The sequence below is a fragment of the Mycobacterium sp. genome (genome assembly GCF_050701675.1).
Classification (GTDB): Bacteria; Actinomycetota; Actinomycetes; order Mycobacteriales; family Mycobacteriaceae; genus Mycobacterium.
The window spans coordinates 1-3,431 of the sequence record NZ_JBOGDD010000169.1; the positions used below are offsets into that span (position 1 = coordinate 1).

The 3,431-nt window shown below is 68.1% G+C and carries 4 protein-coding genes; 3 read left to right on the plus strand and 1 reads right to left on the minus strand.

Features of this window, described 5'->3' with window-relative positions:
- Nucleotides 1–26 precede the first annotated feature (26 nt).
- A complete protein-coding gene (locus tag ACRDUX_RS04990; RefSeq protein ID WP_526411604.1) occupies nt 27–1,148 on the plus strand; it encodes an alpha/beta fold hydrolase in 1,122 nt (373 codons plus the stop codon).
- Nucleotides 1,149–1,181: 33 nt separating this feature from the next.
- Here the strand turns inward: ACRDUX_RS04990 and ACRDUX_RS04995 are convergent, their stop codons facing one another.
- Complete coding sequence (locus tag ACRDUX_RS04995) at nt 1,182–1,862, minus strand: DUF2461 domain-containing protein (protein ID WP_526411598.1); 681 nt, start codon at nt 1,860–1,862, stop codon at nt 1,182–1,184.
- Nucleotides 1,863–1,960: 98 nt separating this feature from the next.
- On the opposite strand from ACRDUX_RS04995, the gene ACRDUX_RS05000 reads away from it, so the two are divergent.
- Both ACRDUX_RS05000 and ACRDUX_RS05005 read left to right on the plus strand, forming a co-directional pair.
- The gene (locus ACRDUX_RS05000) at nt 1,961–2,542 is read left to right on the plus strand and encodes a carbonic anhydrase (protein ID WP_526411600.1); all 582 of its coding nucleotides are present in this window, start codon (nt 1,961–1,963) and stop codon (nt 2,540–2,542) included.
- 47 nt (nt 2,543–2,589) lie between these two features.
- On the plus strand, nt 2,590–3,431 hold an 842-nt coding region (locus ACRDUX_RS05005; protein WP_526411602.1), incomplete at its 3' end, for a GlxA family transcriptional regulator.

Consider the following 3,431-nt stretch of genomic DNA (forward strand, 5'->3'; position numbering starts at 1 on the left):
ATCTTGCCGAGGAAGGGAGCCCTGCTGTGGCCGCCGAGCCGTTTGAGGTCAGCATCACCGAAGCCGAGATCGCGGATCTGCGTGAACGGTTGCGACGGACGCGGTGGCCCGAGCCCGAGCCGGTGGACGACTGGTCACAAGGGTTGCCGCTGGTTTATGCGCAGGAGCTCTGCCGCAGCTGGGCCGAGGACTACGACTTCGGGTTCGCCAAGCGGCTGAACGTCTTCCCGCAGTACCGCGACACAATCGACGGGCTGGGCATCCACTTCCTGCACGTCCGCTCGCCGGAGCCGGACGCGTTCCCGCTGGTGCTCACCCACGGGTGGCCGGGTTCGGTGCTCGAGTTCCTGGAGGTCCTCGGCCCGTTGACCGACCCGCGCGCGCACGGCGGGGACCCGGCGGACGCGTTCCACGTGGTCGCGCCGTCGTTGCCCGGGTACGGCTGGAGTGACAAGCCGTCGACGACCGGGTGGGGCATCAATCGCATCGCGCACGCCTGGGACACGTTGATGGTTTCGCTGGGTTACGACCGGTACGGCGCGCAGGGCGGTGACTGGGGTTCGGCGGTGTCCGGCGCGCTGGGCGAGGTGGCGCCCGAGCGGGTCGCCGGCGTGCACCTGAACATGGGGGCCGTGGCGCTGGGCACGTTCGACGACCCGACGCCCGCGGAGCTGGCAAACCGCGAGGCCGCAAAAGAGTTCGCGCGCACCGGCCGGGGGTATTCGGGGCAGCAGGCGACGCGGCCGCAGACGCTCGGCTACGGCCTCACCGACTCCCCGGCGGGCCAGGCCGCCTGGATCGCCGAGAAGTTCTGGGCCTGGACGGACAACGACGGCCACCCCGAGGACGTGTTGTCGCGGCAGAAGATCCTCGACGCGATCTCGGTCTACTGGTTCACCGCGTCGGCCACGTCGTCGGCGCGCCTGTACTGGGAGAGCTTCGGCGGCTTCCGCGACAAGGTCACCGCGCCGTCCGGGCTGTCGGTCTACCCGCGTGAGATCACCCGCCCGTCGCGGCGGGAGGCCGAGCTGCGGTTCACCGACCTGCGCTGGTTCGAGGAGCTGCCGCGCGGTGGACACTTCGCCGCTCTGGAGCAGCCGGAGTCACTGGTCGAGCAAGTGCGCGGGTTCTTCCGCCTCTTCCGCTGATCCGTGAGCGGGCTGGGCAGTCGGCCAGCCCGATCAAACCGCTTCGTCAGCCTTCTTCACGAATGCCACCAGGTCCGCGCCGTCGGCCACCAGCGCCGCGGCCTTGTCGACGAGGTCACCGGTCAGCCAGTCCTTCTGAGTCAGGTTCTGCGAGACCATGAACGAGCGCCGACGCAGATGCTTGGCGTGCCGGTGCCCGGCGTATTCGGAGTAGCCGCGCGGCATGGTGCGCAGCGAGTCCTCCTCCGACAGCGTCCGACCGCGGTCGGCGAGGCCGTCGAGCACGGCATCGAACTCGTCGGCGTCTTCGATGATCCGGTCGCGTATGCCAACCAGTCGCGTCGGCGTCAGCTGGTAGTAGCCGCACGCCACGAAGCCGCCCCCGTCCTCGAGGTGCAGGTAGGCCACGCCAGAGCTTTCGCCCTTCGCCCCATTGGGCGTGAGCAAGCCGCCGACGTTGGTCTTGTACGGCGACTTGTCCTTGGCGAATCGCACGTCGCGGTTGATGCGGAACATCGTTTCGCGGCCGCCGTGCAACTCCCAGGGGCCGCCGACGGTGGCGTCGGCTGCGGCTTCCAGTGCCGCGGCGAACGGCTCCCGCACGTCGCGCTCGTAGTCGTCGCGATGCGCGTCGAACCACGCCTTCTCGTTGTTCTCCTTCAGACCGCGGAGGAAGGAGAAGGTGGCGCGGCTGAATCCCAGCGTCTCGCTCATCTGTTCATCCAACACCGACGCGCTGGTGGCAGGAATCTAATGACAGTGGGCTGTTCTGCCACTCGATGCGTCGGCGGTGTGGCGGCAGGCTGGATCGCGTGACCGCAACGGAAGAGCAGAAGACGAGCCACTTCGACGAATTGGTGAGGCGCAATCGGATATTCGCACAGCGGGGCGGCGAAGCCCGACGCAACTACCCGGCGCTGCCGTTCGTCCCGCATCAGACGTCGTTCGTCATCACGTGCGTCGATCCCCGAACGGACCCCGCCGTCTTCCTCGGCATCGAACTCGGCGATGCCGTCGTATTGCGTAACGTCGGCGGCCGGGTCACCCCCGCCGTCATTCAGGACGTCGCCTACATCGGCTATCTGGTCGACAGAATCGCACCGGAGGGTCCCCACTTCGAAGTGGCGATCATTCACCACAATGACTGTGGAACAAGGCTTTTGGCCGATGATGCCCTGCGGCAGGGCTTCGTCGAACGGGCCGGGTACCACGATGCCGGCCTCGCCGCCCTCCCCGTCCTCGATCCGGAGCAGACCGTGCGCTCCGACGTCGAACTGCTGCTGTCCGACGCCCGAGTGTCTCGAGACATCACGGTCTCGGGCCACGTGTACGACATCGACACGGGCCTGGTGACCACAGTGGTCGAACCCGCCTCACCACGCGAGCGCGCGTAGCGCCGAAGGGTGTCGGCAGGAATACCCACTATCGATAGACTTCTGCCATGCACCGCGTGGTGACGCTGGCCTTGCCCGACGTCGTGGCATTCGATCTGGCCATTCCCGCTCAGATATTCGGTCACCACACCGAACGCCATCGGTACGAATTCGTGGTCTGTGCGCGGCACCAGGGACCGGTGCCGACTACGACGGGCTTCGACATTCACGCGCCGGTTGGGCTCGACGCCCTCGAGAGTGCCGACACGGTGATCGTCCCCGGCTTCCTGCCGCTCGACGATCCGTCGCAGGACGTGCTGGACGCCTTGCGGACCGCTGCCGAGCGCGGCGCGCGCATCGCGTCCGTCTGCATCGGAGCCTTCGCCCTTGCCGCCGCCGGCCTGCTCGACGGGGGCGCGGCGACCACGCACTGGGAGCACGCCGAGGAGTTGGGCTTGCGCTTCCCCGACGTGCACGTTCGTCCGGACGTCCTCTTCGTCGACGAAGGCCAGATACTCACCAGCGCAGGAATCGCGGCGGGCATCGACTTGTGTCTGCACATGTACCGCAACGACCACGGTGCGGCGGCGGCAGCCGACGTCGCTCGACGGATGGTCTCCGCCGTCCACCGCCCGGGAGGCCAGGCGCAGTTCATGTCTCGGCCGCTGCCCGAGAGCGGCTCGCATCTGGCCGCGACGTGCGCGTGGGCGATCGAGCGGATCGACGAGCCACTCACCGTCGACGATCTCGCGTCGTACTCCGGCTACGCGCCGCGGACCTTCGCCAGACACTTTCGCGACGAGACCGGCATTCCCCCACTGCGCTGGCTGACCGCCCAACGACTTCTCGAGGCGAGGCGTCTGTTGGAGGCCACCGACCTCGGCGTCGACGAGGTCGCCCGTCGATGTGG